24 protein-coding genes, 2 tRNA genes and 1 pseudogene are annotated in these 23,541 nt (G+C 41.4%); 12 read left to right on the top strand and 15 right to left on the bottom strand.

From position 1 onward, the window contains the following. Positions 1 to 5 precede the first annotated feature (5 nt). The gene (gene ispH, locus A7456_RS05650; RefSeq protein WP_066885925.1) at positions 6 to 938 is read left to right on the top strand and encodes a 4-hydroxy-3-methylbut-2-enyl diphosphate reductase; all 933 of its coding nucleotides are present in this window, start codon (positions 6 to 8) and stop codon (positions 936 to 938) included. A gap of 181 nt (positions 939 to 1,119) precedes the next feature. After that, positions 1,120 to 1,302: a hypothetical protein gene (locus tag A7456_RS05645; RefSeq protein WP_066893191.1), complete on the top strand. Its 183-nt coding sequence runs from the start codon at positions 1,120 to 1,122 to the stop codon at positions 1,300 to 1,302. A 7-nt stretch (positions 1,303 to 1,309) separates the two neighbouring features. Here the strand turns inward: A7456_RS05645 and A7456_RS05640 are convergent, their stop codons facing one another. Next, positions 1,310 to 2,716: a WS/DGAT/MGAT family O-acyltransferase gene (locus A7456_RS05640; RefSeq protein ID WP_067008652.1), complete on the bottom strand. Its 1,407-nt coding sequence runs from the start codon at positions 2,714 to 2,716 to the stop codon at positions 1,310 to 1,312. 157 nt (positions 2,717 to 2,873) lie between these two features. Further along, the gene (argG, locus tag A7456_RS05635; protein ID WP_067008443.1) at positions 2,874 to 4,208 is read right to left on the bottom strand and encodes an argininosuccinate synthase; all 1,335 of its coding nucleotides are present in this window, start codon (positions 4,206 to 4,208) and stop codon (positions 2,874 to 2,876) included. A gap of 186 nt (positions 4,209 to 4,394) precedes the next feature. Between argG and A7456_RS05630 the strand changes: the two genes are divergently transcribed. Together A7456_RS05630 and A7456_RS05625 are read left to right on the top strand one after the other, a co-directional pair. Then, positions 4,395 to 4,886 carry a L,D-transpeptidase gene (locus A7456_RS05630; RefSeq protein WP_067008440.1) on the top strand — a complete coding sequence of 164 codons (492 nt, stop codon included), beginning with the start codon at positions 4,395 to 4,397 and terminating at the stop codon, positions 4,884 to 4,886. A 140-nt stretch (positions 4,887 to 5,026) separates the two neighbouring features. Then, positions 5,027 to 6,004 carry a LysR family transcriptional regulator gene (locus A7456_RS05625; protein WP_067008438.1) on the top strand — a complete coding sequence of 326 codons (978 nt, stop codon included), beginning with the start codon at positions 5,027 to 5,029 and terminating at the stop codon, positions 6,002 to 6,004. Between the two features lie 184 nt (positions 6,005 to 6,188). On the opposite strand, the gene A7456_RS05620 is transcribed toward A7456_RS05625, so the two are convergent. From A7456_RS05620 to A7456_RS05605, 4 genes are all read right to left on the bottom strand, one after another. Then, positions 6,189 to 6,265: transfer RNA gene (locus tag A7456_RS05620), tRNA-Asp, on the bottom strand. A gap of 41 nt (positions 6,266 to 6,306) precedes the next feature. Then, a tRNA-Val gene (locus tag A7456_RS05615) sits at positions 6,307 to 6,382 on the bottom strand. Positions 6,383 to 6,569: 187 nt separating this feature from the next. Continuing rightward, a complete protein-coding gene (locus tag A7456_RS05610) occupies positions 6,570 to 7,283 on the bottom strand; it encodes a nucleotidyltransferase family protein (protein WP_067008435.1) in 714 nt (237 codons plus the stop codon). 148 nt (positions 7,284 to 7,431) lie between these two features. Further along, the gene (locus tag A7456_RS05605; protein WP_067008433.1) at positions 7,432 to 8,454 is read right to left on the bottom strand and encodes an aminoglycoside phosphotransferase family protein; all 1,023 of its coding nucleotides are present in this window, start codon (positions 8,452 to 8,454) and stop codon (positions 7,432 to 7,434) included. 202 nt (positions 8,455 to 8,656) lie between these two features. Here A7456_RS05605 and A7456_RS05600 point away from each other — a divergent pair, with 202 nt between their 5' ends. Then, positions 8,657 to 11,440, top strand: a complete 2,784-nt coding sequence (locus A7456_RS05600; protein WP_067008430.1) for an LPS-assembly protein LptD — start codon at positions 8,657 to 8,659, stop codon at positions 11,438 to 11,440. A 100-nt stretch (positions 11,441 to 11,540) separates the two neighbouring features. Next, on the top strand, positions 11,541 to 12,530 hold the full coding sequence (locus tag A7456_RS05595; RefSeq protein WP_067008427.1) for a peptidylprolyl isomerase: 990 nt from the start codon (positions 11,541 to 11,543) through the stop codon (positions 12,528 to 12,530). Between the two features lie 301 nt (positions 12,531 to 12,831). Here the strand turns inward: A7456_RS05595 and A7456_RS05590 are convergent, their stop codons facing one another. The 3 genes from A7456_RS05590 to A7456_RS11175 form a co-directional block, all read right to left on the bottom strand. Then, positions 12,832 to 13,674 (bottom strand): ABC transporter substrate-binding protein, encoded by an 843-nt coding sequence (locus A7456_RS05590; RefSeq protein WP_067008424.1) that lies wholly within the window; start codon positions 13,672 to 13,674, stop codon positions 12,832 to 12,834. Positions 13,675 to 13,701: 27 nt separating this feature from the next. Further along, positions 13,702 to 14,451 (bottom strand): YebC/PmpR family DNA-binding transcriptional regulator, encoded by a 750-nt coding sequence (locus A7456_RS05585; protein ID WP_067008421.1) that lies wholly within the window; start codon positions 14,449 to 14,451, stop codon positions 13,702 to 13,704. Positions 14,452 to 14,522: 71 nt separating this feature from the next. Continuing rightward, positions 14,523 to 14,735: a hypothetical protein gene (locus A7456_RS11175; RefSeq protein ID WP_145916071.1), complete on the bottom strand. Its 213-nt coding sequence runs from the start codon at positions 14,733 to 14,735 to the stop codon at positions 14,523 to 14,525. Between the two features lie 119 nt (positions 14,736 to 14,854). Here A7456_RS11175 and A7456_RS05580 point away from each other — a divergent pair, with 119 nt between their 5' ends. Next, positions 14,855 to 15,685 carry an ion transporter gene (locus A7456_RS05580; RefSeq protein WP_066891899.1) on the top strand — a complete coding sequence of 277 codons (831 nt, stop codon included), beginning with the start codon at positions 14,855 to 14,857 and terminating at the stop codon, positions 15,683 to 15,685. A 61-nt stretch (positions 15,686 to 15,746) separates the two neighbouring features. Here A7456_RS05580 and A7456_RS11540 read toward each other — a convergent pair. Further along, positions 15,747 to 15,934, bottom strand: a pseudogene (locus tag A7456_RS11540) (IS1595 family transposase); the annotation flags it as partial. 125 nt (positions 15,935 to 16,059) lie between these two features. Here A7456_RS11540 and A7456_RS05570 point away from each other — a divergent pair. The 5 genes from A7456_RS05570 (at position 16,060) to A7456_RS05550 (ending at position 20,266) form a co-directional block, all read left to right on the top strand. Continuing rightward, positions 16,060 to 16,686, top strand: a complete 627-nt coding sequence (locus A7456_RS05570; RefSeq protein WP_067008417.1) for an inner membrane-spanning protein YciB — start codon at positions 16,060 to 16,062, stop codon at positions 16,684 to 16,686. Between the two features lie 139 nt (positions 16,687 to 16,825). Further along, the gene (locus tag A7456_RS05565) at positions 16,826 to 17,134 is read left to right on the top strand and encodes a YciI family protein (RefSeq protein ID WP_062498246.1); all 309 of its coding nucleotides are present in this window, start codon (positions 16,826 to 16,828) and stop codon (positions 17,132 to 17,134) included. Positions 17,135 to 17,142: 8 nt separating this feature from the next. After that, on the top strand, positions 17,143 to 17,547 hold the full coding sequence (locus tag A7456_RS05560) for a hypothetical protein (RefSeq protein WP_145916070.1): 405 nt from the start codon (positions 17,143 to 17,145) through the stop codon (positions 17,545 to 17,547). A gap of 16 nt (positions 17,548 to 17,563) precedes the next feature. Continuing rightward, the gene (gene mnmC, locus A7456_RS05555; RefSeq protein ID WP_067008410.1) at positions 17,564 to 19,447 is read left to right on the top strand and encodes an FAD-dependent 5-carboxymethylaminomethyl-2-thiouridine(34) oxidoreductase MnmC; all 1,884 of its coding nucleotides are present in this window, start codon (positions 17,564 to 17,566) and stop codon (positions 19,445 to 19,447) included. Positions 19,448 to 19,534: 87 nt separating this feature from the next. Beyond that, the gene (locus A7456_RS05550; protein WP_082995461.1) at positions 19,535 to 20,266 is read left to right on the top strand and encodes a ribonuclease HII; all 732 of its coding nucleotides are present in this window, start codon (positions 19,535 to 19,537) and stop codon (positions 20,264 to 20,266) included. Positions 20,267 to 20,287: 21 nt separating this feature from the next. Here the strand turns inward: A7456_RS05550 and A7456_RS05545 are convergent, their stop codons facing one another. The 5 genes from A7456_RS05545 to A7456_RS05525 all read right to left on the bottom strand — a co-directional run bounded on the left by A7456_RS05545 (position 20,288) and on the right by A7456_RS05525 (position 23,540). Further along, positions 20,288 to 20,485 (bottom strand): zf-HC2 domain-containing protein, encoded by a 198-nt coding sequence (locus tag A7456_RS05545; RefSeq protein WP_066888709.1) that lies wholly within the window; start codon positions 20,483 to 20,485, stop codon positions 20,288 to 20,290. An 8-nt stretch (positions 20,486 to 20,493) separates the two neighbouring features. Further along, entirely contained in the window at positions 20,494 to 21,081 is a 588-nt protein-coding gene (locus A7456_RS05540; RefSeq protein WP_067008407.1) for a sigma-70 family RNA polymerase sigma factor, read from the bottom strand. 94 nt (positions 21,082 to 21,175) lie between these two features. Next, the gene (locus A7456_RS05535) at positions 21,176 to 21,814 is read right to left on the bottom strand and encodes an HvfX family Cu-binding RiPP maturation protein (protein ID WP_228141023.1); all 639 of its coding nucleotides are present in this window, start codon (positions 21,812 to 21,814) and stop codon (positions 21,176 to 21,178) included. 8 nt (positions 21,815 to 21,822) lie between these two features. Further along, on the bottom strand, positions 21,823 to 22,605 hold the full coding sequence (locus A7456_RS05530; protein WP_067008402.1) for an HvfC family RiPP maturation protein: 783 nt from the start codon (positions 22,603 to 22,605) through the stop codon (positions 21,823 to 21,825). A 26-nt stretch (positions 22,606 to 22,631) separates the two neighbouring features. Further along, positions 22,632 to 23,540: an HvfB family MNIO-type RiPP peptide maturase gene (locus A7456_RS05525; RefSeq protein ID WP_067008399.1), complete on the bottom strand. Its 909-nt coding sequence runs from the start codon at positions 23,538 to 23,540 to the stop codon at positions 22,632 to 22,634. Position 23,541 lies beyond the last annotated feature (1 nt).

Below are 23,541 nucleotides of genomic sequence, written 5' to 3'. Positions count from 1 at the left end.
TTTTTATGCAAATCCTACTTGCCAACCCTCGTGGCTTTTGTGCTGGTGTTGACCGTGCCATCGCCATTGTTAATGAGGCCTTACGCCGTTTTCATCCTCCCATCTATGTCCGCCATGAAGTTGTCCATAACAAATTTGTGGTAGAGGATTTGGCACGCCGTGGGGCGGTGTTTGTTGAAGAGCTCAATGAGGTGCCCGATGGAGCAATTGTAATTTTTTCAGCTCACGGTGTATCAAAAGCGGTAGAGGACGAAGCGATGCGCCGTGATTTGACGGTATTTGATGCTACATGTCCACTGGTTACCAAGGTGCATATTGAAGTTGGTAAATTTGCCAAAAGTGGCATGGACGCCATTCTCATCGGACATGCAGGACATCCTGAGGTGGAGGGAACGATGGGACGCTTTGATACCAATTTTGGCGGTCGCATTCATTTGGTTGAAGATGCAAGCGATGTGGAGAATCTAAACTTTGGAGCAGACAAGGAACTTGCCTTTGTTACCCAAACCACCCTATCCATGGATGATACCGCTCAGGTGATAAATGCCCTAAAAGATAAATTCCCCCAAATCAATGCCCCAAGAAAGGATGACATTTGTTATGCCACCCAAAACCGTCAAGATGCGGTCAAATCTTTGGCAAAAGAGTGCCAAATCGTACTTGTGGTAGGCAGTCCCAATTCATCCAATTCCAATCGCTTGCGTGAGCTTGCCGAACGACTCGGAGCGAAGGCATATCTCATTGATAACGCAGGACAAATGGATAAAGCGTGGTTTGATGGCGTAGATAAAGTGGGTGTTAGTGCAGGTGCCTCCGCCCCCGAGGTGCTTATCAAAGAGGTGCTAGATACCTTGCAAGAGTGGGGAGCGGATACTCCCACTGAGCTTTTGGGCATTGAGGAGAACGTAACTTTTAGCCTACCTAAGAGCTTACGATAATCATTGAGCCTACTTGACAATGACCTACTTGACAATGAATGTCCCAATTAACCTTAATTGTCCAGTCTTCATAAACGAAACATTTGTTTACAATTTATCAAACAAAATGATGAAAAATGGTTGCTCCTCATTCTTGATTGGGCTACACTAAACCCAAAGCCCAATGAAGATAGGTAGCACCATGACTTGCCAAATCACTCATCATCTTGCCACCCAACTTACCTGCCCCATCACTCACCCCATCATCATGACCGTCATTCATGGTGATAAGACTTTTGCCATCAGTGATGAGATGATTGTCCAAACCTTAACCAAACTCACCACACCCATCGCACTAACACAGCCCAAACAACACATGGCATGAGAGTTTATCATGGCATGTTTGCTTGGTCTAAATCCGCCCTTTTTATCAATAACAATTCTTCAAATACCAATAATTCTTGCTCCAAAAATTGGGTCAGCTGTTCAATGTTAGGCAAGGCACTTTGGCAAGCGGTAATACCAAAATCTATTTTGTCTTGATAGTTGGTCAGTGTGATGTTTAAAGCCTGCCCATCTAACAGCACCGATGCAGGAAAAATCCCTGTCAGCCTTGCTCCATTAAGGTACATGGGCGTACCATCTCCTGGCACATTTGAGATGATGAGATTAAAGGCTTGATGGGTTGGCATCACGCCTGTACTTAGATTAGCAAATGCCATGCCATAAGCCAACAGGCTATAATTAATAACCTGTGCCTGATTCATCCGAGAAAATCGCTGTTTGCCATCATCCACGCTTGCCTTGATGGTCAAAAGACGTTCAGCGGGGTCTGATTTATGTGTGGCTAGGTTGGTTAGAATGAACGAGAGCTGGTTGCCCATCGCACTTTTATCACGGCGAAGTGAAATGGGCACAAAAGCAATGAGTGGCTTGACAGGCAGGGCATCTTGGGCAAGCAGATACTCACGTAAAGCGCCTGCACAGATGGCAAGCAAAACATCATTGGTTGTCGCCCCAAAATGCTCAGCAATCTTTGCAAATCGCCCTTTTTCAAATGAGATGAATGACAATTGGCGTGAACTGCTTATTTTTTGGTTTAATATGGATTTGGGGGCATCAAAGGTACTGGTAAAATGTGGGTCTTTTTTGCCAAAGTGATTTTTCACACTATTTATCAGCTCTCTTCCCACAGGATAGATGGTGGCAAGCTGTTCTTTGATGATTTGTAGGGGGGGTTTGTGAATGGGTAAGATGGCGTTGATTTGGCTGCGGTATTTGGTAGATAATGACCAAAATGGGGCGGTCATCTGCTCTTGGGCGGATGTGGAGAGCGACAGTTGCAACAGTCGCATGGCGGCAATGCCATCTACCATGGCATGATGAATTTTTAAGAATAGAGCAAAACGAGCATTACCACCATCATAAGCAGGAGCAAGACCATCAATGAGATGAAATTCCCATAACGGTTTGGCTCTGTCTAACATAAGTCCATGCTCTCGTGAAATATAGTTTGTCAGCTCTTGTATCCCTCCGGGTTTGGGTAAGGCGACATGGCGAAAATGATGATTGACATCAAAATTCCCATCTCTCTCCCAAAACAGTCCTTTATTTAGCACTTGATTAAAAGGAAAACTTGGTTTGGTACGTGTTACCTCAATGTCCGATACCAAATTTGTCAAAAAATCATCACCCGCTCCATCAGGTAATTCAAATATGCACAGACCTGAAACGTGCATGGGTTCTTTGCGAGTTTCAAGCATTAAAAATATGTGGTCAATAGCATTTAAAGCACGCACGTGTTGTCCTTGATTAAAAAAATATTTTGGCATTGTTCATTGCAAATGCCAAAGGCAGGCATGTCCTATATATTCATCATGTTTTGTAAAATGTTATGAGTGGCAGGCACACTCTAACAAAAAAGAGCAAAACATCTGCCACTTTTTTGTTGGTCAATTATTTGCTTTGAAGTTGTGGCACGGCGTTAGTACCTGACAATCCCAATAGCCCCACACCTGAATAAATTCCAAGTTTGGCGCGAGTATCGATGATATCAAGATTACGCATGGTCAACTGTCCGATACGGTCAGTGGCACTAAAGCTGGCATCTTCAACTTTCTCCATGGACAAGCGGTCAGGTTCATAGGTAAGATTTGGTGATTTAGTATCCAAAATAGAGTAGTCATTACCACGTCTAAGTTCAAGCATTACCTCACCTGTGATGGCTTTGGCAACCCAACGCTGGGCGGTTTCTCTTAGCATGAGTGCTTGACTGTCAAACCAACGTCCTTGATAGAGCAGACGACCCAAACGCAGTCCGTTAATGCGGTACTGTTCAATGGTATCTTCGTTATGAATGCCTGTAACAAGACGCTCATAAGCGATGTGTAGCAGTGCCATACCAGGAGCCTCATAGATGCCACGTGATTTGGCTTCTATGATGCGATTCTCAATCTGGTCGGTCATGCCCAGCCCATGTCGCCCGCCGATTTCATTGGCTTTTAGCATGAGTGCCACAGGGTCATCAAATGTTTCACCATTTAGTGCCACAGGATTGCCCTCAAAAAATCTCACCGTTACAGTCTCAGGTTCAATCTCCACACACTCATCCCAATAACGCACGCCCATGATGGGTTCTACAATTTTGTGGCTGGCGTTTAAAAATTCCAAATCTTTGGCTTCATGTGTTGCTCCAAGTATGTTAGAATCAGTAGAATACGCCTTTTCTTTGCTCATTTTGTAATCAAAACCATGATCAATCAAGAACTGCGACATTTCTGCACGCCCACCAAGCTCATCAATAAAGACCTCATCCAACCAAGGTTTGTATATTCTTAGTTTGGGATTGCTAAGCAGTCCATAGCGATAAAAACGCTCAATATCATTGCCCTTATAGGTACTACCATCTCCCCAAATGTCCACACCATCATCACTCATGGCAGTAACAAGCATCGTGCCCGTTACCGCACGTCCCAGCGGTGTGGTGTTAAAGTATGGCATACCGCCTGTGCTGATATGAAATGCACCACACTGTATCGCACAAATACCTTCATGGACAAGCTGAATGCGACAATCCACCAAACGAGCCTTTTGAGCCCCATATTGCATGGCTTTGGCAGGGATTAAATCATAATCGGACTCATCGGGCTGACCCAAATTGGCGGTATAAGCATAAGGCATCGCCCCCTTTTGTTTAATCCATAAAATGGCAGCAGACGTATCCAAACCGCCAGAAAATGCGATGCCCACCTTTTCACCAACAGGCAAAGACTCTAAAATAGTACTGCTCATATCAACTCCAATGTATATAAAATAATAGAATATAATCCAAAAATTATAACACCATTTGGCAAACCTTAGGGTAAAAATTTTAAAAATTTGGTCAATATTCACAAAAATATGGGGTAAAAATTTTAAAAATTTGCTAAACTGTTAAAATTTAAAATGGTCATCATTTTTTAAATTGATAATCCAAACATGATAACTTTAAAAATAGACACTACCACCCAAACTTTGACCGTTTTTGATGATGACAAAGCCATTCAAACCCTATCTGTCTCCACCGCCAAAAATGGCACAGGACAGATTGAAAATACAGGCTGTACGCCACTTGGCAAACATATCATCAGCGATAAAATTGGAGGCGAATGCCCCAAAAATGCCGTATTTATAGGAAGAGTGTTCACAGGGGAGATTTATGATGACCATCTTAGACAAGCCAATCCTGATAGAGACTGGATTTTGAGTCGGATTTTGTGGTTAAAGGGTTTGGAGGATGGTTACAATTTGGGCAAAACCACAGACGGCATGCTCTGCGACACACATGCACGTCATATCTATATTCATGGCACCCCCGACAGTGAACCTATGGGTGTGCCGATGTCGCACGGCTGTATTCGCATGACCAATGATGATGTGATGTGGCTGTATGATGTGGTTCATGTGGGTGTGGATGTTTTGATTGTTTAAAGCATTTAATTAAAACTGTTTAACCACTTAAATATTTTAACACAAGTGTCAATTATACAAAGGCTGGGCATATCCTAGATGGTTCATGGTGTTATATCAGTTGCCAACAGCCAAACCATAACAACACAAAAAGGACAACCATGAATTTACAAAAAATTGATTTAAATCTTATTGTTTATCTGGATGTGTTGCTGCGTGAAAAAAACGTCACCCGTGCCGCCGAACAGCTTGGCATTACTCAGCCTGCCATGAGTAACATTTTACGCAGATTGCGTTCACTTTTTAATGACCCACTGCTGGTACGTTCCTCTGAGGGTATGACACCCACCGAACGAGCCAAAGAACTACAACCACGCATTCGTGAAATACTCTTAGATGTGGGGACATTATTAGAACCACGCACCGAATTTCGTCCATATAGTACCTCTCGCATGTTTCGGATTATGGCCAGTGATTATGCCGAAGCAACCTTGGTGCCACGTCTTGTCAAAGCACTCAGAAGTGAAGCTCCCAACGTGATTTTGGATTTTTTGACCCCATCTGATGTATCGTATCGAGACATGGAACAGGGGCGTGTGGATTTGGCAATCAACCGCTTTAATGAGATACCACAAAGTTTTCATCAGGTACTGGTATGGCGTGATACGTTTAGCTGTCTTTTGTCAGCAGACAGTCCTTATTTATACCGCCTTAACCTAAAAGACTATCTCGATGCTCAACATGTTTGGGTGTCTAAGACTGGCATGGGCGTGGGTTTTGGGGTTAATCCTGACAAATCAGGTGGTTTGGGTGCCATTGATCAAGCCTTGCAAAGACTTGGTAAAAAACGCCAAATCAGCGTGTTCACTCGCCATTACCAAATGCCTGCCATGCTCGCCGCCAACAAGGATTTGATTGCCACTTTGCCCACTCGTGTGGCAAATTTACAAGCCCAAAATAATTCACAAATCGTCGTCAAAGAACCGCCGTTTTTTATTCCAGAATTTGAACTTAAAATGGCATGGTCGCCCCTACTACAACACCACCCTGCTCATAAATGGCTAAGACAGCTTATCATTCATGTGGCACGGCAAATCATGGCAGAAGAAGGCACCAAATTGTATCAGATTACAGGATAAAATGGCTCGCCCTGATTGTGGTTGGTGCTGTTTGCCAATCGCTTTGCAAAGATGATGAATGCAGTTTAAGAAATTGCAAACAAAAAGCAGATGACACACTTGATACATAAAAATAATAAAGAAATAAAAAAATCCCCAAGTCAGGGGAGACTTAGGGGATTAAACTGGAAAAACCAGTTAAAAATGGCGCAGCGGACGGGACTCGAACCCGCGACCCTCGGCGTGACAGGCCGATATTCTAACCAACTGAACTACCGCTGCTAAGGTCGCTTACTTTTATTAGTAAAAGTATAAAACTTTATTGGTGGGCGGTAACGGATTCGAACCGCTGACCCTCTGCTTGTAAGGCAGACGCTCTACCAACTGAGCTAACCGCCCGAACTTGACTTACTTAACTATTTTAATAAACAATTTAAACCATGCTTATTTGTTATGTATGTCGTTCGTTGTGGTGCGTATTATATAGATTTTTTGGTGGGTGTCAAATGTTTTTTTCAAAAAATTTAAATAAAATATGCAACATATTGAAATTTATAAAATTATTTTTTAAAATCCCTCATTCATTTTAAACGCCCTGAACATACCGCTCTACCTCGTGCAGCCGCTCTATTGTGCCAACATCTACCCATTTATCGTTTAGCATTTCACCGCTAACACGCCCTTGTATCATCGCCGAACGTAGCAGTGGTGCCAGCGGTGCTATCTCTGCTACACCCACATCTGCCACCATCTTTGGCGACATCACACTGATGCCAGCAAAGGTGTGGTTATTGCCATTATCATCGTGCAGGGCAACCCTACCCAATCCCTCTGCTGACACGTCAATCAAAGCAAAATCACCTGTAAGATTGTGTGCAGGGTTGGCGGTGAGCATCAAATGTGCCAAATCATCACCTAGGCGATGATGAGTTAGCCTGTCAAATCCAAATTCACTCCACACATCGCCATTAATGAGTAAAAACGGTTCATCTCTTAACTTCTGATGAGCCAGTGCATGGCGAATTCCCCCTGCTGTCTCCAAAGGTTCAGGCAAGACACTCTCATCGGAAATATGAATATTCACACCAAAATCACGACCATCAAAAAAGTCAATAATCACACCACCCAAATGACCGACATTTAGGGTAATATCAGTAATGCCTGCCTGTTTTAGGCGTTCAATATGCCATACCACCAAGGGTTTTTGTGCCACCATCACAAGAGGCTTGGGCGTGGTCAGAGTCAAAGGACGCATTCTGGTGCCTTTGCCTGCTGATAAAATCATGGCTTGGGTTATCATGGTTTGCCTTTTATAAATATAGTTTTTATAAATGATTGAGTTTTTAAATTAATTGCCTTAATAAAATTAACCCCATCAACTTTAAAATTAAAAATATCAAACATCAAAATAGGACAATCTATCATATCATCATCCTATTTTCATTTATTTATGCCGATATAAATACCTGATTATAAGTAGGTAGGATTTTTTGATAAATGAATTCCTTAAAATCAGTATAAATATCATCACCGCCCTGCTCACTTAGCCAGTTAAGTTCATGGCACAAATCATTCATGACTTTGGGGATATTTTGCAAATAACGCTCTTTACCATCTCGTTGATACAGACGAATAAAAATACCCAAGACTTTTAGATGTCGCTGTACGCCCATGATATTGACATTTTTGGTAAAGTCATGCAATGTCATGTTTGGGGTTTTTAATTCATAAAAAGTCCTAATCTGTTCATCTACCCAAATCTCATCCATATCAATGTACGCATCTCGCACCAGACTGACCAAATCATAAGTATCCGCCCCAATCAGTGCATCTTGAAAATCAATCACACCCAGCTCATCAGAGGCTTTATCTTGCATGAGATTACGGCTGTGATAATCTCGGTGAACGATGACTTTGGGCTGATTTTGAACATCGGTGATGACTTGTTTTTTTAGTTGTTCCCATAATAGTTCATCATCAGCTGTCAATACCACATTAATATAAGGCAAAAACCACTGGCTAAATAAATTCATCTCATCATTTAATTTATCATCGTCATATGCTGGCAAATCCACATTCGTATCCAAATTCTGTAATTTAATTAATGTCTCATACGCCTGTTGATAATAAAGAGCTATATTCTCTTTATCGTCTTTGATTAAATGAGAAAATTCGGTTGTGCCAAAATCTTGTAATAATAAAAAACCCTTGGTAATGTCTTGGGCGATGATGTTAGGCACATTAAGAGCATCGCTTATAATGCCTGCCACTGCCACAAACTCGGTTACACGCTCTTTATCAGGTGGGGCATCCATCAAAAGATAAGTCATCTCATCTTTATCATGCTCATCTAACTTAACATGAATGCGATAATAACGGCGAAAACTGGCATCTGCTGCCAAACTTGCTATGCTAAACTCAGTGCTTAGGTGATTGTTTAAAAAATTCATCATCTCATCATGGCGAGTCATGGTATGCCCTTAATGGTTTAAACGGTTTAAATAAATGCCATAGTTTAGCGAATTTTTCAGCATTATACCAGTGGTTTTGGGTGAATATTTTTGATGGCAAATTTTCATAACAGATGCAAAAACTATTAATTTTAAATCAAAAATAGGGTAAAATAATCAATCCTACATTTAAAAAATCACCCTAAGTCAATCAGGTAATATCATGACACGTGGACAGGTAACAAAAAACAAGCAAAACGGACAGCAAAAACAGGATTTTTTTGGCAAAAAACACGAATTGACCATCTGTGTTGGCATTGCCTTATTTGGTGTATTACCTACCCTAAGTCATGCCCAAAATTTTATTACATCCGATAAAATCACACACCCAATCCCCAACAACATGATGGGTCATGCCCCCACGCCTGCCACCATCACCCAAGAGACCACAAAAGTAGAGCCAAACTCAACCGATAACGATTTGACAACCTTTGCAACTAACACCGCCCAAATCACAAGTTCTTCCCCTGACATCATTCCCCCCAAACCCATTCATCCATCCCCAAGCATGGACACCACACTTATCAACAATGAGAGCATCAGTCAAGACCATCATGCCAATACGCAAAAAAGTCAAAGTTTTGCCAAGCTCACCCAATACTATCACCCCAAACCAAGCACAGGCGGACATGTGGCACGCTGTGACGGGGTTTGGGTTTTGCCCAAAAGGCAGAATTTAAGCCAAAATCTGGGTTATCAAGGTGGTGATGACAACAACACTTTCTACGCCCAAGCTGACTATGCCTACCATGATAACAAAGACCATGCTGAACTTGTGGGCAATGTCATCATCGAGCAAGACGGTCAGCAAATCACCGCCAACAAGCTCACCTATCAACCCAGCACAGGGCAAATGCACGCCACAGGACAAGTGCTGTTTAGTGATGACAGATTATCTGATGCTGATGCCAGCAAGGTGAGCGGTGCAGGGATTATTGGGGTTGCTCATGATTTACACCATCTCAATGATGGCAAAACTGTTATCGCACATGATGTTGCTTTTGCCAGCACCGCCATAAATGCCCACGGACACGCCCATACCCTAAACAAAATCGGCGATAACCAATACCACATGCAAGAGGTGATGTTTTCTACCTGCCCCCCAAACGAACGCAAATGGCATTTGGATGCCAAGAGCATTAACATTGATAACAATACAGGGCGTGGTGTGGCAAAAAATACCACACTTAGAATCGGTAATGTACCCATCTTTTATCTGCCGTATTTTAACTTTCCCATTGACAACAGACGTGCCAGTGGATTTTTATTGCCAACAGCAGGGGTTGGTTCTAATAGTTTTGAAATCAATACGCCCTACTACCTAAACCTTGCCCCCAACTATGATGCCACCATCACACCCACGGTATTTAACAACAAAAATCCCATGCTCACAGGTGAATTTCGCTACCTAACAAAGCATGTTGGCACAGGTGTATTGCGTGGGTCTTATCTGCCCGATGACCGCAAATATGATGATAAAGACCGCAAAAGCCTATTTTATGACCATCACTGGCAATCCAAACGCCATGCTCATCTGTCCGCCCATGCTCATTATCGCTATGTTTCAGACAGCAGTTATCTTAATGACTTTGACACGCTTGGCATTGAAGGCAACCCATTAAACCTGCCACGCAACATTAGAGCAAGCTACTACAATGACCATATCAGTGCTGATTTGCGAGCTGAGACTTTTCAGACATTACATGGCAAAAATAACGACGGTACGGTCATCTTGGATAAAGACAAACCCTACTCACGCCTGCCCCAATTATCGGTACACTATCGCTTGCCAAAGATTGGTAATGAATCTGATGCACTAAATCAGCTAAATGTAAAAGGGGTTCACAACTCTGCCTATTTTAAAAAATCCATCAAGGACAACTCTGAGACGGAAAAATCAGGCTTTCGCATGTATAACCAACTGTCGTTTAGTTATCCGATGACCCGTTCATGGGGTTATGCCACACCATCGCTTGCCTTGACACATCTATACACCTCTTATGATGAAGACAGCCTTATCGGACAAAATCTCACCGAAGATGAGGGGACTTATTCGGTATTTGCTCCCAGAATTGGGCTAGATACTGGGCTATTTTTTGAAAAGGCAGGTTCACCCTTTGGATTGTATGACGACAGTTTGGGTGGTCATCAGGTCATCATGCCACGCCTAAAATACACCCACACCCCCTACAAAGACCAAAGCAAAATCCCTAACTTTGAGACCGCCATTGGACAAATCAGCTATGAACGCTTGCTGTCTGATTCATGGTTCTTAGGTTATGATCGCATTCAAGATTTGCACGCCATCACCCCCGCTCTACATTATCGCTATATAGATGGTACAGGTTTGACACGCTTTGATGGGGGCATCGCTAAGCAGATTTATTTAAATAATATTCGTGTGGGCGTGGATGACAGTGAGGTTTTTACAGGCAGTACATCAGGGATGGCATGGCGGGCATCTATTTTGCCAATGAATAACCTTTGGGTGGAAACTGGTGGGGCTTTTACCCCCAACCATGACCTAAACACCATCGTCACCTGGCTTCGTTATCAGCCCAGAGACAATCAACTGTATAACTTTGGTATCATCAAACGCAAAAACAATCCTGCCACAGGTCAGCTTGCCTTGTCCGCTTATACAGCATCCGCCGTCTTTCCCATCAACAACCGCTGGCGTGTCATGACCCAGACCCAATACGATAACAAAAATAATCGTCTGCTTGATGCCCTAATTGGGGTTAATTATGAAGATTGCTGTTATGGGCTGTCGGTCTATGCTCGTCGTTATCGCAACGACCTAAATCCCAACGCGGACGCAAATAACGCCATCATGGCAGAAATACGCCTAAATGGCATTACCAGTAGCAGTAAGCTAAATCGTCTGATGTCTGATAAAGTCTTGGGCTATGATACCGTCAATCGGGCATGGCAACAAGATTATTAATGCCACCTTATTCAAACTTTTAATAGCATTTGACGAGATGGTAATGAAGTGCTAAACTGACCTGCTTTTATCTTTTATTGATGATTTTATAGGAACAACAATGAAACACCCTTTTATCCATTTACTGGTTGCTGTTAGCCTAAGTCTTGGCATGACAAATATTGCAACCGCCAACACCCCCAGCGTAACAAGCAGTGCTGATGGCATTTTGGCACAGGTCAATGATGAGATTATCCTAAAAAGTGAATTCATTGCAGCCAGTCAAGCCATGGCTCGTGAATATCGTGATAGGGGCATCGCTCTGTCTCATGCTGAGATTCAAAATCTTGCCATGAATGCACTCATCACACGCAAATTACAGCTTGGATTGGTGAACCGTGCAGGATTTCACCCTGATGAAAATCTGGTTAATCGTGAACTGCTTGCCATCGCCAACAAAGAAGGTTTTAATAATTTGGCAGATTTTCAGCGTGCACTTGATGAACAACAAGCAGGCAGTTATAACGAGCTTCGTCATCAGGTCATCGAAAATGCCAGCCTTGTGGCATTATGGCAGGCTCAGGTTCGCCCACGCATCAACATCAGCAAACAAGAAGTTGATGCCTTTTTAAATTCACCCGAAGGACAGCAAATCCCCACTGAGCAAATACTCATCCCCGAATGGCAAACCAGTCATATTCTCATCAAAACCGATGACACCCAAAATGATGCCATGGCACAACAAAAAATCAACACCCTATATCAAGAACTTCAAAAGGGGGCAGATTTTGGGATGATGGCAGCCACTTATTCTGATGACGCAGGTTCTGCCGTTCAAAATGGTCGCTTAGGCTGGGTTAGTGATGGGCAAATGGTGGCAGAGTTTGAAGCGATGATGAAAAATACCGCCTCTGGCGATTTTTCTGCTCCGTTTCGTACACAGTTTGGTTGGCACATCCTAAAAGTGGAAAATATCCGCCAACAAGACATGACCAATGAAGTACGCAAAGATAAAGCTCGTGAGATACTATTTGCTCGTCAAGCCCAAGAAGCCGAAGAAGATTGGATGGATGAACTAAGAGCTGGGGCTTATATTAAGATTTTTGACTAAGTTTTTATGGATGGTGGCTAAAAAGCAGGAAGGTTGATAAAGCTTGTCGTTGCTCATTTTTTAACCCCTACAATGCCTCTTATACCACTTGTCTTGCACCATAAGATGGTGCATCTTGGACGATGTATTTTACTGCCTTTTGTGAATAACAGTTCATGTGGGCTAAGCCGTTTTTGTTTGTGATTTATTATTTTATCAGATTTTTTGGCTTATTTTTGTAAGACACGTTTTAAATCACCACCAAAAAGACAAAATTGGCGGATAATTTTCATCCACCAATTTTGTCATCATAACAAATTCATCAGCTCTGAATGTTACCAAACCATTTTTTGAACAGCTCATCATAAGTGCCATTTGCCTTAACTTTTTCAAGCCCCATATCCAGCTTCTGTTTTAGGGCAGTGTTACCCTCTTTTATGGCAAAACCAGAATTGGTAACCCTCCCCTCAAAGGGGATTAAACGGATTTTAAGGTCAGGATAATGAGTGGTGTAATACTCAAAAGAACGGTTGTTTCCTAACGCTCCTATGGCTTTGTTGGAATACACAGCTTTTAATGCTAAAAATGCCGTTTTTTCAGGAACGATGGCAGATTTATCTTTGACAATTTCAGTAACATGCTCTTCTCCTTTGGAGTCAAATGTGCTATATGCCACAGTTTTACCAACCAAATCCGACACATCTCTTATATTAGCATTAGCATCATTGTCCAAAATTGCAACAACACGCTCATGATTCAAATATGGCTCACTAAAATCCATCACTTGTTCACGCTCAGGCGTGATAGAAATCGAAGACGCCCAAATGCCAACAGAATCTCCATCAAGATTTTGCTGTATGTTATTACGACTGCCATCAATAAAATCAACGTTAAATTCTGAGGCAGTTGCTATTGCTTCTAACAAATCTCTTTCAAAACCAACGATAATTCCCTTTTCATCCTTAAAAGAAAAGGGTGGAAAATCGGCTTGTGTTGCCACAATCACAGTCTCCCAATTAGGGTTTTTAGTTGTAGTGGTATTGGCAATATCAGCGACAACATCCGACTCACTGGTAACTGGTGTGGTCGATGCCTGCTCGGTGGGTTTATCGTTGCAGGCCGTTAATATTAAAGAGAATAAGCTCATTCCAAGTAGTTTTTTCATAACATCTCCTTAGGGTTAAGTGGGTTATCAAACATCAAGCTGTGCCATCACATCATCACTAAAATTGACGTTGGTATAGACCTCTTGTACGTCATCCAAATCTTCTAGCATGTCAATCATTTTTAACACACGCTGGGCATCGTCAATATTGTCAATGTCCGCTGTTGTACTGGGGGACATGGTTACCTCGGCATTGTCTGCTTTTAGCCCTGCATGTGTCAGTGCATCCATTACCGCCCCGAAATCATTGGGTTCTGTGATGACAAGCAAACTCTCGCCGTCATTTTCAATATCTGTTGCCCCTGCATCCAAAGCAACCTCCATGACCTTATCTTCTAATGACACATCATCAAAGACAATCTCACCACGCTTAGAGAACAGATACGCCACCGATCCTGAGGTGCCCAGATTGCCACCATGTTTACCAAAGGCATGGCGAACCTCGCCTACGGTACGGTTGACATTGTCGGTCATGGTCTCAACGATGACCGCCACACCGCCCACGCCATAACCTTCGTAAGTAATCTCTTGGACATTATCGCCCTCTCCGCCCCCTTGACCACGCTCAATGGCACGTTTAATCACATCTTTGGTCATATTGGCAGCATTGGCTTTTTCTAGCACGGCACGCAGACGTGGATTATTGGCAGGGTCTGGGTCACCGCCTTTACTGGCGGAGACGATTTCACGAATAATTTTGGTAAAAATCTTGCCTTTTGCAGCATCTTGTTTGGCTTTACGATGCTTGATATTCGCCCATTTACTATGACCTGCCATAAAATGTACCTTTTATTGATTGGATAAATATGGGTTATTATACAAGGTTTGGGCGAATTTGCCAATATTTGCTAGGGGCAATGTGTGCGATGATGCGTTTCTTGATATTCAGGCGAACTCATGTCTGGATAGCCTTGTGGTGTGCGTGGGGCTGGGATATGGTGTTGGCAATTTGGGTTGTAAGTCGGGTAAGTTTGGGGTGTTTGACGCTTACTTTCAGAAAAATCCGCCATGTTCATGCAAGCGGTCAGGACAAGGGGTAGCATTAAGATGATGATTCTCATGATAAATCAAATGTAAAAAGCCTAAAACGTATCAATCATAACAAGAATTTTGTAAAAATACTATCTCAAATCCTAACTTTATTATAAAATATGCCAATATTTATCTCATTGTACCTTGCATGAAAGCCCCTGTTTACAAAAAAAGTCTGCCATTAAAAGAGAAAATCCACATCGTCATCGAAGGCACAGACACACCTGTGGGACGATTTTTTGATGTGGTACTACTCATTGGCATTGCTCTTAGCGTGGTTGTGGTCATGCTTGACAGCGTGCTGTATTTACGCTTGCAATATGGGCGAATATTTTTGTATGCAGAATGGTTTTTTACCATTTTATTTACCATAGAATATTTGCTGCGTCTGTACTCTGCTCCCAACCGCAAACGTTATGCGTTTAGCTTTTTTGGGGTGATTGATTTATTGGCATTACTGCCAAGCTATCTTAGCTACTTTTTTGTGGGAACACAATATTTACTTGTGGTACGAATATTACGGATTTTGCGTATTTTTAGGGTATTTAAACTCAAATCCTACATGCAACAAGCAGGATTTTTGGCGGCTGCCTTTCGTACCAGTCAGCACAAAATCATCGTATTTTTCTTATCATTATTACTGCTTGTTACAATTTTTGGTTCGGTCATGTATGTCGTTGAAGGCCCTGAAAATGGCTATACCAGCATCCCCAAATCCATCTACTGGGCGGTGGTAACCTTAACAACGGTAGGCTATGGCGATATCTCACCCAAAACACCAATAGGACAGACGATTGCAAGCATGGTGATGATTATGGGTTATTCCATCATTGCCGTACCAACAGGGATTTTTACCTCCGAGTTATCACGCACCATGCGGCCACAACTACACCCCATCACTTGCCCAAAATGTGGTAAATTTGGTCATGCATCCAACGCCAAATTTTGTGACAGGTGCGGTCATGATTTGCATTTGTGATTCATCTTATTTCACCTAAAATCACGCACCACTTTATTTAAGAGCCAAACCAGATTAACTCCTAAACCTCACACCATTTTCGCAAGGTTTTAATCTTTTGTGATGGTGTGCCATGGTTAAATCTAAATTCACATTCTTTGATAAAAAGATGGCAGTGTCTTTTGTCAATACCACTGATGTGGTTGTGGTCTTTGCAAGCTCTTTTGAGTGATTGATGAAAGAGTGTTTAAAATCACTCACATCAAAAGCCACAAATAACATCAGTTTGCCTTAGCATTTATGTATGTCATAATATTAGCCAACAAAGAAACGGTTTTATTTTACTTTTACCCCCAAAAGCGTGTAAAATAGCACCTTTTAGACACCTAAGACCCATGAAAGCCCTACTTGACTATATCCCCATCATTGTCTTTTTTTATCTGTACAAAACCGCAGATAAGAATAATCCCACTCACCCCCTGCTAACTGCCATTGGACTAACAGGGGCTGAGAGTAATAATCATATTATCGTAGCGACCGCAGGGCTAACCTTTGCCACGCTTGTCGTGTATGGCTTTTTATTTGTCAGTCAAAAATTTCGTCTGCAAAAACAGCAAATTTTTGTATTACTCATGACGGTGGTATTTGGTGGTTTGACCCTTGCCTTGCGAGATGATTTTTATATCCGCCTAAAAGCGATTTTGATTAATCTGGGTTTTGCTCTTGCCTTATTTTTATCGCCATTTTTTTTAAGTGATAAAGAATCTATCATTCAAAAACTATTCGCCCCCATTTTTGAGATGTCATCATCAGCATGGAAAAAACTCAATTTGGCATGGGCGGGATTTTTTGTATTCATGGCAAGTCTGCATGCCTTTTTTGCTTTTGTGTTTATGGGGGGTAAGTATTGGGGTGAATTTACCGCCTTTGGTGACATTATTGTCATGATAAGTTTTATGGTGGGTATGTTTGTCGTTCTGCGTAAGCATATCAAGATAGATGAAACGGCGATAAAAAAATAATTTTAATTTGACATTTAAAATCATTTAACTTCAAAATACACCAATTACAGTAGGGTGCGTATTACGCACCTATTAAGTAGAAAATCTTATTGGTGCATACCACGCACCACCCAAATCAACCCCAAAATTAGGAAAACCCATGCCTTTATTTGCCATCATCGGTCATGATGTCGCCGACAGCTCCGCCAAACGTGCTAAGATTCGCCCTGCTCACATTGAGCGACTGACCGCTCTACACGCCCAGAACCGACTTGTCATCGCAGGCCCTACACCCATTAATCATGGCGAACCTGTCATGAGTGGCAGTCTCATCATCGCCCACTTTAATGACATAGATGAGGCACGAGCATGGGTAAATGACGAACCCTATCTGCATGGCGGTGTGTACAGTCATGTAGACATCAAGCCCTTTATCCAAGCCTTGCCTGCTAACGGCAGTGGCGCGTGAGGGTTGCCATGAAAGTTGTCATTATGATTGCCCTGCTTGTCATTGCCCCACTGTCTATATCAAGCCTTGCTCAGACTGCTTTGACAAACACAGCTGACACGCCTGCCACTACCAGCCAGCATTTGGGTGAGAGTGAACATACAGAAAATGAAGCCCCTACCAGCCTACACAGCCTTAACGCCCCAACATTGGCACAACTTGTCAAACCTGACGACAATCAATTATCTCGTGCCAATACCGAACTGCTTGCCAAAAACAGCCAACTACAAGGACGCATTGACGAATTAACCACACAAGTTAATGTCTTGGTGAATGAACGTAGTGGACAGTTGTTTCTTTATGGTGTCATCAGTACTTTGACATCGTTCACTCTTGGCTTTATTCTCGCCTCACTCATCATAAAACGCAAATAAATCAACCTAATAAACAATGATACAAACCGCACACGTTACATGGCAAACCGATAATTTGGGGAAAATCACACCCATCTCCGAACAATTTGATGACATTTATTTTTCAAAAGCGGGCGGTTTTGATGAGAGCAATCATGTCTTTTTGGAGAGTAATGACCTGCCAGAGCGCTTTGCAAATCTGCATGATAATGAACATTTTGTCATCATGGAAACAGGTTTTGGTACAGGGCTAAACTTTTTGGCAACCTGTCTACTTTGGCAAAAAGTCGTCACATCATCTGCTCGTCTGTATTTTGTCAGTACCGAAAAATATCCGCTTAGTCATGCTGATTTAACCACTGCCCTATTGGCATGGCAAAATGAAAAAACCAACCCATTCATCACAACTTTACTGGATGATTACCCACTGGCATTATCAGGCTGTCATCGCCTGCATTTTGGTAATATTTGCCTTGATTTATGGCTTGGGGATGCACATGACAGCTTTGCAAGCATGCACACCAAAACAGGACAGGCGGACGCATGGTTTTTGGATGGTTTTGCTCCCAGCAAAAACCATGAACTGTGGTCAGATGATATTTTTAGTCAAATCAAACGCTTATCCAAATCTGATGCCACTCTCGCCACTTTTACCAGCAGTGGTACGGTCAGACGGGCGTTGATAAACATTGGCATGAGTATACAAAAAATCAAAGGCTTTGGGCATAAGCGTGAGATGATAACCGCCAAATTTGACAGAGCCGTCGCCATCAAACCCACGCCAAAGACAGCCATCATCGTCGGAGCTGGCGTATCGGGGTTATTTACCGCACACGCTTTGGCAAGTCGTGGTGTGTCAGTAACGCTCACTGATAAAATCGCCCCACTCTCAGGAGCATCGGGCAATCCAAAAGCTCTATTTGCCCCCAAACTAACTCAATTATCAGATGCCCCCAACCATCTGCCCACCGTCAGCTTTTTATATGCTGAGCGGATTTATCAAACCTTTAATCAATTGGCAAAAGATGAAATATTTACCCAAACAGGGGCGATGGATTTTTTATTACCCACACAAAAATCACATGATAAACTTACCCATTTGGCAAACAGTTATCCTGATGAATTAATTAGCATCGTCAATGATGATTTTAATTTGAATAATGATGATTTTAATAAGCAAATCATTAACACCCATACGCCCAAAGCAGGACTGATTGACACCCATAAATTAGCAGATTTCATTCTATCAAATCCCTTAATTCATTTTGAGCATTTTCATGCCAACAACGTCATAAAAGAGCATGACAAATGGATGCTAAAAAATGCCAATGACCAATTATCCGCTGATATTGTCATCATTTGTGCAGGTTTTGAAAGTCATCTATTAAATGATGAGTTGTTTAATCCCAGAAAGATTCGTGGACAAGTCTCATGGCTTGACATTGACCAGCACTGTGATGAGCTAAAAGCCAAACTTGCCACACCGATAAAGTATGATGGTTATTGTGCCGCCTTTGATAAAGATGACACGCTTACTTTCTTAATGGGGGCAAGTTTTGTACGCAATGATACTAACACATCGGTACGTGATGATGAACATGAGTTTAATTTGAATAAGTTTCGCCAAAGTCTGCCAAATCTTGCCAACGAACTCAATGTCAATCTGGCAGATTTGCACGGGCGGGCAAGCATACGAGCCCAAACGCCTGATTATCATCCACTTGTTGGGCAGGTTGGCAGGCATGATGGGCTGTATACCGTCTATGGCATGGGGTCAAAGGGATTTAGTTTTGCTCCATTATGTGGTGAGATTTTGGCAGGGCTGATTTTTGATGAGCCGTTACCCATCTCTTATGTACTACTAAACAAATTAACCCCAAACCGTCCACGCTTACAAACACCGATTGACCAAAACCGATGAATTTAATACAAAAACCGTCATGTTTTGGTAACTTAGCACACACGATTTTATGATTTTAACCAGATTTTAACCAGATTTTAAAAAGCCATGATAAAAGCTCATACTCTAAATACACACACCCACGCTTGCACCATCATCGCCCATAAAAATCATGCACTCCCATCAGGCACTTTTGTCATCGGCATCGATGAGGTTGGGCGTGGTTCACTATTTGGGCAAATGACCGTTGGGGCGGTGATTTTGGATAATAACCTTACGGGCGAATTTGGACAAATTGATTTGGCAGGCACGCCCATATCTTCTATTAATGACAGTAAAAAGCTGTCTGAAAAAAAGCGGAATTTGCTCTTTGAACCCATCAAACAGACCTGCCAAAGTTATGCTTTAATTGACATACCTGCATTCGTCATTGATGCCATTGACATTTATCAAGCCACTCTGCTTGGCATGAGACTGGCAATTGAACATTTGATTATGTTAAATAATATCGGCATTCACGACAACCCTGTCATCATGATAGATGGCAATGCCATGCCTCTGTTGTCCAACGACTTTGCCCCATTTGGGTCGTGCATTCATACACTCATCAAAGGTGATGGCATTCACACATCCATCGCCTGTGCCAGCGTCCTTGCCAAAGTTCACCGTGATAACACCATGAGCGATTACGCCAAAATTTATCCTGATTATGGACTAGAAAAACACAAAGGCTATGCCAGCAAAATACACCGTGATGCCATTCATAAATATGGGATACTGCCCGAGCATCGTAAAAGTTTTAACCCCATGCAAGCCATATTGGCAAGTCAGCTTTTTTAAATGCTCATTGATGACAAACCATCATGATAAATCATCATTCAAATTTTTATGCTGTTTTATCATCACTTTTAATATTTCATTATTTTTATCAAATCTGGCACATTCAGGACACATCAAAAGATGAAATCTCACCATCATTTTTTGTGACAAAGTCAATGGTTCATCTTGTGATAAACTCATAAGCTCAGTCATTTTTTGGCAATTTTTAAATCGTTTCATTGTACCCTCTAAACAAACCATTTTACCGATAAACACATTTGCAATCTTAATCTGGCTCTATGTAATAACACATATAAATTTTGGCGAGTAATGTTTAAATTTTGGCAAATCTCATCACTGCCCAATTCTATATATTCCTTCATCAAAAAAACCTGTGCCTGCTCTTTTGGCAAATTTTGTAAACATAATTCCAATACTTGCCAAAATTCATCATTCTCAGCAGTTTCATGCGGACTTGTCCAGCAATTATCAAAACCATTTGGTGATGAACCATGTTGCCAACGTCCAATATCATCAAACAGCACGGATAAAAATTCATCATCGTCATTTTCACTCATCTCGCTGATGGTTACATAATGTTTATTTTGGCGAATAAAGTCGGCAATTTTATTTTTCAAAATGGCAAATACCCACGTTTTAAAGGCGGACTTTCCTTGAAAACTATCGGCATATTTTAAGGCATTCACCAAAGTATCTTGTACCACATCTTTGGCGTGTTGTTCATGATTTAACTGATTGTACGCAAAAGAAAACATGGCTTGATATATCTCATCCATGCTTTTCTTATCAAAGTGGTGTAAATTGATTTGGTGCATTTTTATAAAATTCTCAATAATTCAATGGGTCAAGAAAAATGAACAAAGCCACATAAATGGTACGTTATGAATATGTTATGAATATCTGATGATATTATTTTAACATTGGCAGACTTTTATTTAGCCAAAAATCCACACTGATAATACGCCCCGCCCCATAAATAATCAGCACAAGCAACATAATAAAATACGTCATGCCAAATTCTACGCCATTATTTAAAATCACAAAATTCCCTGTTTCGGTAAGCCAGTCATAATTACCATAGGATTGTAAAATTTCACGAGCCTTATTTAATCGCTCACCTGCTTGTATGGAATTATCCAAACTTGCCTGCCCATACCTGCCAAATAATTGGGCGATGTTTGTCGTTGGATTCGTTGGAGCGATGGCATGCCAACCATTTTTTAAATGCACCAATAACATGGCAAATGCCATGGTGATTGCCAATAATAGACCAAATAAACGTGTTGCCACCCCTAATAACAATGCCACACCGCCAATCAATTCGGCAATAATGACCACGACCGCCCAAAAGGATGCAAAAGGCAAACCAAGCCCCCAATCACCATTACCAAACCACGCCACTGTATCATAAAATGAGCGGTATTTGGTCAGCCCCGCCATGATAAAAATCGGAGCAAGATACAAACGTATTGCTAGCAGTGGTAAAAAGTCTATTTTTTTCAAAGACACAACCAATTTATCATAATAAGCAACATATTTATTCATCATAAATCTCCTTATCTTTTATAAAAAATTTGGTTGTCTAGCATGGTATTTAACAAGTCATCAAATGATGATTTTATATCATTTAAAATTTCATCATTTAATTCAAAGGTTTTTTGTAGTTGTAATAATAATTCATAAGTATTTTGATAACACACGCCTTGCTTTTGCTTTTCTTGAATAAAGGTCAATATGATAAATGTCAGTTGGTCAATTGCCATAAATGCGGTTTTAAAGACATTATCCATACATTGACGATATACCACCAAAAACGTCGGCTGTTTTTTATTGGGTAAAAATGACACGCTAATGTCTTGTACCATCCATTCATAATACAAAATCTGGGCGGTATGATTGATGATAATAGGTTCATTTTGATGAATAAAAACAGGCTTAGGGCTGTCATTGGGCAGATTATCCACATACAGCTCCACCCATTCATAATGAACAAATTGAGATAAATAAAGTGGCAAGGAAAATTTATTCAAAATATCATCTGTCAAATAACCAACAAACTGCTCATTAATTTCACTAAAATACGGACTTGTCATATCACCATGTTTTATAAAATCTTTGATGAGATTTTGCCAAAGCGATGCACCAAAATGCACTTCAATGATTTTACGAGTAATGGGAAAGCATTGGTTTATAAAGCCAGAGATGTTATTATAAATCAAATTTTGGTATAACTGCCCAACACGAGAAGGCACGGTATCGCCATCATCGTGTTTTTGCTTTCTAATATAATCACCAAATTCACGCTGAAAGCTGCGTAAATTGGGTGCTTTATCTGTCATCATTACCATAAGAATTTATTAAACCATTAAGCCAATTTAGTTACGGTGTTATTTTTGTGGATTTGTTGAATTTCTCGGATAAATTTTACTTCACGGGTAAGCTCGCTAAGTTTTGGAAAGTTAAAATCACGCTCCAAACAAGTTGGAATTTTATCCGCCGTTTTGCCCGTTTTGGCAAAAATCAACTCATAAGCATCATTTAGCAATGCCCAAACACGCTCTACCACGCCATCGCCATGTGTATCCACAATCAGACCATCATCGTCCACATAATGTCCTGCCACATGTAAATAACACGTCCGCTCTAAGGGTAATTCACGCAAATATTGGTGTGGGTCAAAACCAAAGTTCTGACTATTGACAAAAATATTATTCACATCCAAATGTAACAAACAATCCGCCTCTTTTATCACCGCTGAAATGAATTCACTGTCAGACATTTGGCTTTGAGAGGGCAGATAATAGTATGAGGCATTTTCAATACCGATTTGAGAGCCTAAAATGTCCTGTACTTTTTTTATGCGGTCAGCCACCCAAAATACCGCTTCTTGGGTGCAAGGTATGGGCAATAAATCGTATAAATGTCCTTTATCATCACCACACCAAGACAGATGCTCGGTGAATAAATTCATGCCGTGTGATTTCATGAATGTTTTGATATTATTGACATGAGTAATGTCCAATTCTTTTGAACTGCCAATAGATAAAGAAAGTCCATGACAGATGAATGAAAACCGTTCGGTATAAGCACGTAAGATACTTTCAAAACGACCGCCCATCATGCCTTGGGAATTTATCCAATTTTCAGGCGAGACCTCAAAAAAATCAATATGGCTTAATTGATAAATGGCATTGACATCATCAAGAGACATTTGTGGTAATAATTCACGGCGAAAGCCAAGCCCTGCCCCATGTGGTGATTTGTTATCTGTCATG

It is taken from the genome of Moraxella nonliquefaciens, from assembly GCF_001679005.1.
Classification (GTDB): domain Bacteria; phylum Pseudomonadota; class Gammaproteobacteria; order Pseudomonadales; family Moraxellaceae; genus Moraxella; species Moraxella nonliquefaciens.
This window is presented reverse-complemented; position numbering and strand designations above follow the sequence as displayed.

Bases quoted from the DNA above. Each gene is read 5' to 3' on its own strand.
- ispH (WP_066885925.1), top strand. From the start codon at position 6: ATGCAAATCCTACTTGCCAACCCTCGTGGCTTTTGTGCTGGTGTTGAC.
- A7456_RS05645 (WP_066893191.1), top strand. From the start codon at position 1,120: ATGACTTGCCAAATCACTCATCATCTTGCCACCCAACTTACCTGCCCC.
- argG (WP_067008443.1), bottom strand. From the start codon at position 4,208: ATGAGCAGTACTATTTTAGAGTCTTTGCCTGTTGGTGAAAAGGTGGGC.
- A7456_RS05630 (WP_067008440.1), top strand. From the start codon at position 4,395: ATGATAACTTTAAAAATAGACACTACCACCCAAACTTTGACCGTTTTT.
- A7456_RS05625 (WP_067008438.1), top strand. From the start codon at position 5,027: ATGAATTTACAAAAAATTGATTTAAATCTTATTGTTTATCTGGATGTG.
- A7456_RS05610 (WP_067008435.1), bottom strand. From the start codon at position 7,283: ATGATAACCCAAGCCATGATTTTATCAGCAGGCAAAGGCACCAGAATG.
- A7456_RS05605 (WP_067008433.1), bottom strand. From the start codon at position 8,454: ATGACTCGCCATGATGAGATGATGAATTTTTTAAACAATCACCTAAGC.
- A7456_RS05600 (WP_067008430.1), top strand. From the start codon at position 8,657: ATGACACGTGGACAGGTAACAAAAAACAAGCAAAACGGACAGCAAAAA.
- A7456_RS05595 (WP_067008427.1), top strand. From the start codon at position 11,541: ATGAAACACCCTTTTATCCATTTACTGGTTGCTGTTAGCCTAAGTCTT.
- A7456_RS05590 (WP_067008424.1), bottom strand. From the start codon at position 13,674: ATGAAAAAACTACTTGGAATGAGCTTATTCTCTTTAATATTAACGGCC.
- A7456_RS05585 (WP_067008421.1), bottom strand. From the start codon at position 14,451: ATGGCAGGTCATAGTAAATGGGCGAATATCAAGCATCGTAAAGCCAAA.
- A7456_RS11175 (WP_145916071.1), bottom strand. From the start codon at position 14,735: ATGAGAATCATCATCTTAATGCTACCCCTTGTCCTGACCGCTTGCATG.
- A7456_RS05580 (WP_066891899.1), top strand. From the start codon at position 14,855: ATGAAAGCCCCTGTTTACAAAAAAAGTCTGCCATTAAAAGAGAAAATC.
- A7456_RS05570 (WP_067008417.1), top strand. From the start codon at position 16,060: ATGAAAGCCCTACTTGACTATATCCCCATCATTGTCTTTTTTTATCTG.
- A7456_RS05565 (WP_062498246.1), top strand. From the start codon at position 16,826: ATGCCTTTATTTGCCATCATCGGTCATGATGTCGCCGACAGCTCCGCC.
- A7456_RS05560 (WP_145916070.1), top strand. From the start codon at position 17,143: ATGAAAGTTGTCATTATGATTGCCCTGCTTGTCATTGCCCCACTGTCT.
- mnmC (WP_067008410.1), top strand. From the start codon at position 17,564: ATGATACAAACCGCACACGTTACATGGCAAACCGATAATTTGGGGAAA.
- A7456_RS05550 (WP_082995461.1), top strand. From the start codon at position 19,535: ATGATAAAAGCTCATACTCTAAATACACACACCCACGCTTGCACCATC.
- A7456_RS05545 (WP_066888709.1), bottom strand. From the start codon at position 20,485: ATGAAACGATTTAAAAATTGCCAAAAAATGACTGAGCTTATGAGTTTA.
- A7456_RS05540 (WP_067008407.1), bottom strand. From the start codon at position 21,081: ATGCACCAAATCAATTTACACCACTTTGATAAGAAAAGCATGGATGAG.
- A7456_RS05535 (WP_228141023.1), bottom strand. From the start codon at position 21,814: ATGATGAATAAATATGTTGCTTATTATGATAAATTGGTTGTGTCTTTG.
- A7456_RS05530 (WP_067008402.1), bottom strand. From the start codon at position 22,605: ATGACAGATAAAGCACCCAATTTACGCAGCTTTCAGCGTGAATTTGGT.
- A7456_RS05525 (WP_067008399.1), bottom strand. From the start codon at position 23,540: ATGACAGATAACAAATCACCACATGGGGCAGGGCTTGGCTTTCGCCGT.